Below are 4,450 nucleotides of genomic sequence, written 5' to 3'. Positions count from 1 at the left end.
GCAGTGAGTCCCAGAGTGCGTCGGCGAGTTCGGGGTTACGGCCGTCGAGTTCGGCGGTAACGGTGATACCGAGGTCGGGCCAGACGATCTCGATGCGGCGAGCAGTGGATATCCCGGTCAAGGCGTTTCCCTTCAATGTCGTGGTGTTCCGCCGGAATTACTTCTCGCTCGACGCGAAGTGGTCCCGCATGGCGTCGGTCTGCTTCGCCATCATCGCGACGATCGCCTCGATGACCGCGGGGTCCGCGTCGTCGGCGATCGTCAGCTCGCGGGTCCAGTCGAAGAAGCAGCGGTTCGGGTCGTTGGTGATCGGCCGGATGCGGATCGTGGCGACGTAGTGGTCGACGCCCATCGTCGAGGCGACGGCGCGGTAGGTCTGGGACCGCTCCACCTCGTTGCGCCCGGCGATCTCCTGCTGGACCAGGCCGTCGTTGAAGACCAGCGTGAAGTCGTAACGCGCAGGCACCCGCTCGACCTCGCCGCCCTCGGCCCAGCCCACGTTCTTCGCGTTGGGCCCGGACACGATCGACACCACCTTCAGGGCGTCGCGGACGACGGCCCAGACGGCGTCCGGAGTGGCGTCGATGATGGTCGAGTCGTACATCGTGTGCTTGTTCGCGATGGCCATGGAAACTCCTGATCCGAAAGCAAGTGGTGAGAAAACGTTCGTGGTTGGGTTCGTGGTTTTCGTGGATTGTGAGGCGTGGTCAGGCGGCCGGGATCGTCGCCGCGTCGATCACGAAGCGGTAGCGGACGTCCGAGGCCGACACCCGCTCGTACGCCTCGTTGATCTGCTCCCCGGAGATGACCTCGACGTCCGAACCGAGGCCGTGCGCCGCGCAGAAATCGAGCATTTCCTGCGTCTGGGCGATACCGCCGATCAGCGAGCCGGCCAACGTCCTGCGGCCGCCGATGAGCGAGAACATGCTCAGGCTGCTCGGGCCCGGCGGGACGCCGAGGTTCACCAGCGTCCCGTCCCGCTTGAGCAGCGACAGGTAGGCGTCCAGCTCCAGCTCCGCCGACACCGTGTTGACGATCAGGTCGAAGGTGCCCGCCAGCTCCGCGAACACCGCCCGGTCCGAGGTGGCGTGGAAGTGGTCCGCGCCCAGCCGCTCCGCGTCGTCCTTCTTGCCCGGGGTCCGCGAGAGCACCGTCACCTCGGCGCCCAGGGCGTGCGCGATCTTGACGCCCATGTGGCCGAGGCCGCCCAGGCCGACGACGGCGACCTTCTTGCCGGGGCCCGCGTTCCAGTGGGTCAGCGGCGAGTACACGGTGATGCCGGCGCACAGCAGGGGCGCGGCCTCGTCGAGCGCGATGCCCTCGGGAATCCGCAGGACGTAGTTCTCGTCGACCACGATGTGGGTGGAGTAGCCGCCGTAGGTGGGTTCACCGTCGTGGCCGGTGGAACCGTACGTCTCCACCGCACCGTTCATGCAGAACTGCTGGAAGTCGGCCTTGCAGTCGTCGCACTCCCGGCAGGAGTCGACCATGCAGCCGACACCGACCCGGTCACCCGGCCGGTGCCGGGTCACGCCCGGGCCGACGGCGGTGACCACACCGGCGATCTCGTGGCCCGGAACCATCGGGAAGGTGCCGCCCAGGCCGTAGCGGGCCCGGGCGATGTCGGTGTGGCAGATGCCCGTGTACTTGATCTCCATCAGTACGTCGTGCTCGCCCACCGGCCGGCGCCGGATCGTGGTCCGCTCCAGCGGGGCGCCTGCGGTGGGGGCGGCGTATGCGGGGACGGATGTGGTGGTCTGTGCGTTCATGTGCTTCTTTCTGGGGGGATCGACGGCAGCACGGATCCGCGCGACGGCCCCGAGGGGGCAGCGCGTGGCACGGTTCCGCCGTCGGTCAGCGCAGAACGGTCTTGGTGCGCATGAGGAATTCGGAGAGGTGGCCGTCGTGCGGCAGGCCGGGCGCCATCCACGGCGTGGGGTGGTCGCCGATGTAGACGTTGGCGATGCTCGGCTCGTTCACCAGCTCGTCGATCAGGTCCGCGTCGGTGGTGGCGGCATTGAGGACGAGAGTGTTCCGCAGCGGCCGGATCCCGGCCTCGCGGTCCCACGGTGCGACCCACGCACAGGGGAAGCCCAGCTCCGCGCCGAGCTGGTCGGCGAAGGGACTGTCGAGCTGGTGGACGGCCGGCCGGAGCGCGGCGGTGCCGTCGCCGAGGTCGCCGACGATGCCGTCGCCGCCGAGCCACGCCTTGGTTCCGGCGGCCAGGCGCCGCAGGTGCGCGTCCCACCGGCGGACGGCGCCGACCGGCATGACGGGCAGCACCGCGCGTTCGTCCGTCGGGGGCAGGGTGGGCAGCGCGCCGAGGCGTTCGGCGAGCGCCGCCGCCACGGGGGCGGGGTCGCCTTCGACGAGGATGCCGGTGGCGTTGACGCAGCCCACTCCCGCACCGCCGCTGATCGACTCCACGAGGGTGCCGAGGAGCGGCTCCCAGTCCGTTTCGGCGGTGATCAGCACCTTGGAGCGCCCAGGGCCCTGCGGCAGGATGCGGGGATCGCCCGCGTACTTGCGCATGACGTCGTCACCGCCGTACACCATGCCGAGGTCGGCGTGGCGGAGGACGTCGTCGGCCACGCTGTGGTCGGTGGGCAGCAGCACGATGCGGTCGTCGCCGAACCCGGCCTCGCGCAGGGCGGTGACCAGCCGGTACGGCGTGAACGGCTCGCGCCGCGAAGGACGTACGGCGACCTTGTAGCCCAGCGCCAGGGCGTCCAGCCAGCCTTGGTGCACCGCGGGGTGGTTGCCCGCCGCATGGACGGCGAACACGCTGCCGCGACGGGTCCACACCGCCCCGCCGGCCCGGGTCAGCGGATCGCGCCACGAGCCGGCCGAACCGGCCGGACGTGCGTTCTGCACGCTGTGGTGGATCCGCTGCGCGGCCCGCGCGATCTCGCCGGTCGCGCTCCGGACCACCGTGATCGGGAGCCCGGTGGCCCTGCTGACGGTGTGGTGGTACTCCTCCGGCGTCAGGCCCGCGACCGTCTGCGCGGCGAAGGCCCGGCTCGCCACCGCGAGCGCCGCGATCCGTGCGTCGAGGGACAGCACCGGTGCTCGGTGCAGCGCCTTCATCGCCCGGGTGACGTAGAGCGAGGGTGCCACGCTCAGGGCCGCGACCGGATGCCCGTGGACGTCTTCGATCGTCTCCAGCCGCCGGGACCGGTAGGGCCCGCCAGGGCCGAGAACATCGAGGGACAGCATCAGTAGACGCCCTCGATCACCGTCTCACCGCTGAAGGAGGCCACGGGAGCGACGTCGGCGACGGAATCGCCGAAACGGTCGGTCGGCGGGGCGATCCGGGTGGCGAAGTCCCGCTCGAGGTTGTTGACCAGCAGGGCCGTGCGGCTCAGGTGGTGCACGACGATCTGCCCGCGCTCGCCGTACGGCACGGCCTGCCGGGTCTCGGGGTCGACCACCTGGAACGTGGTGTAGGGGGCGAACGAGTCGAAGACGCACGGCTCGTCGTCACCGAGGCCGGGCCGCTCCACCGAGGTACCCAGCATCATGGTGCTGCCGTACCCGCCGACCAGCCGGGTCTGCGGGAACACTTCGTCGCGGAGCAGATCACGGGTGTCGGCGTCCAGATGCGTGCCGCCCCAGATGATCGTGCGGACCTTCCGGTTCACCAGTTCGACCAGGTCGTCGTGCCGGGCCAGTCGTTCCAGCATCGGCGGGGTCGCGAAGAGCACGCCCACGTCCTGGCTGGACAGGATGAAACCAATCTGCTCGATGAGGTGGTCGGTATAGGCGCCGGCCATGTCCATCCGGCCGTCCGCGATCAGCTTCTTCACCCACCGCGGGTCCAGGTCGAGGGCGAAGTTCAGCCCGCCCCGGAGCGCCGCGGTGTCGACCGCCATTGCCCCGACGTTGTGCGGCCCGGTGGGAACGGCGCTCAGCCAGTCGACGTTGCGCGGCACGCCGTGCTCGTCCAGCCGGTCGCTGAACCATTCGACGCTGCTCCGGTGCCACTCGGCGGTGAACATCACCCGCTTGGGCTCACCCGTGGTGCCACCGCTCTCGTAAACACCGGCGGCGTGCGCGTCACCGTGGCCCAGGGGAATCAGGTCGCGGACGGCGACATCACGCAGCTCGTCGACCACATTGGGAAACAATCCGAGATCCTCGAAATCCCGGACATCGGTGAGCGGATCAAAATCGAGGGTCTGGGCCCGCTTCAGCCAGAACGGCGACCCGGTCTCCGGGCTGAAGTGCCACTGCATCATCTCGCGGACGAAATCTCCGCCGTCGTGCTCGGCCATGCATGGTCCTCTCGCAAAACATCTTCAAAAACGCAAAGAATTCAGCGTCCGCTGCGAACGAACTCGCCGGGCTGTTGCCGGCGGAGGTCGTCTGTGGCGTTCCAGGGGAAGAGGTGGAGGTTCCAGGCGCCGAGGAGGTTGATGTAGAGGGCGAGTTGGCGGGTGACGGCGAGGTA

4 protein-coding genes are annotated in these 4,450 nt (G+C 69.4%); all 4 read right to left on the bottom strand.

Translation table 11 applies throughout. The features are described from left to right. Positions 1-157 precede the first annotated feature (157 nt). Positions 158-628 (bottom strand): SRPBCC family protein, encoded by a 471-nt coding sequence (locus ACIGFK_RS42375; RefSeq protein ID WP_376660681.1) that lies wholly within the window; start codon positions 626-628, stop codon positions 158-160. Positions 629-707: 79 nt separating this feature from the next. After that, positions 708-1,769 (bottom strand): NAD(P)-dependent alcohol dehydrogenase, encoded by a 1,062-nt coding sequence (locus ACIGFK_RS42370; protein ID WP_376660680.1) that lies wholly within the window; start codon positions 1,767-1,769, stop codon positions 708-710. Between the two features lie 85 nt (positions 1,770-1,854). Then, positions 1,855-3,216 carry an aldehyde dehydrogenase family protein gene (locus ACIGFK_RS42365; RefSeq protein WP_376660679.1) on the bottom strand — a complete coding sequence of 454 codons (1,362 nt, stop codon included), beginning with the start codon at positions 3,214-3,216 and terminating at the stop codon, positions 1,855-1,857. Continuing rightward, positions 3,216-4,274 carry an AMP-binding protein gene (locus ACIGFK_RS42360; RefSeq protein WP_400056143.1) on the bottom strand — a complete coding sequence of 353 codons (1,059 nt, stop codon included), beginning with the start codon at positions 4,272-4,274 and terminating at the stop codon, positions 3,216-3,218. The genes ACIGFK_RS42365 and ACIGFK_RS42360 overlap by 1 nt, the downstream gene beginning before the upstream one ends. Positions 4,275-4,450: the final 176 nt, after the last annotated feature.

The sequence above is a fragment of the Streptomyces sp. NPDC085524 genome (genome assembly GCF_044541755.1).
Taxonomy (GTDB): Bacteria; Actinomycetota; Actinomycetes; order Streptomycetales; family Streptomycetaceae; genus Streptomyces.
This window is presented reverse-complemented; position numbering and strand designations above follow the sequence as displayed.